Origin of the sequence: Faecalicatena contorta (genome assembly GCF_021531995.1) — a bacterium.
In the GTDB taxonomy this organism is placed as follows: domain Bacteria; phylum Bacillota; class Clostridia; order Lachnospirales; family Lachnospiraceae; genus Dorea_A; species Dorea_A contorta_A.
Genome location: NZ_JAFBIZ010000311.1, coordinates 1 through 450 on the forward strand (window position 1 = coordinate 1; position 450 = coordinate 450).

General features: G+C 31.6%; 1 protein-coding gene. It reads left to right on the top strand.

What is annotated here, in order from left to right; genetic code table 11:
* Positions 1 to 122: 122 nt before the first annotated feature.
* Positions 123 to 450, top strand: a 328-nt coding sequence (locus JQM82_RS16110; RefSeq protein WP_235251431.1) for a hypothetical protein, incomplete at its 3' end; no start/stop codon positions are given.

A 450-nucleotide genomic window follows, 5' to 3' on the forward strand; every position in this document is an offset into this window, starting at 1 on the left:
ATAGATATGTGAGATCTGTTACGGATACAGGATATGTAGGGAATAATTCTGCAAACAGTGTGCATAGTTATTTGAATTTTTTCTATTCGACATCAAAGATTTCATTAAGAAAATGTGAAAAGGTGTTATTAGATGAAAGATTGGCGATATTTATGACAAATACGGCTTATGATTATGTTATGCATGAAAAAAGTTTGTTAGAACGTGAAAATGACTTTTTGGGTGAAAAATATGATGCTGAGAAAAAATTTGAGCTTATTGGAGAATTAATTGCATTAATTTACATTGAAGCCGTTACGGGAGGAATTGTAGAGTCGATCCGCCAAAAAATTGATCTGATTAAGGAAATTTTAGTTGCGCATAATGTTCCAACAGAAGCACTTAATATGGTTGAAGCCATTGAAAATAAAAAGTACAATCTATGCATGGATATGTTTGAAAATGCTATCC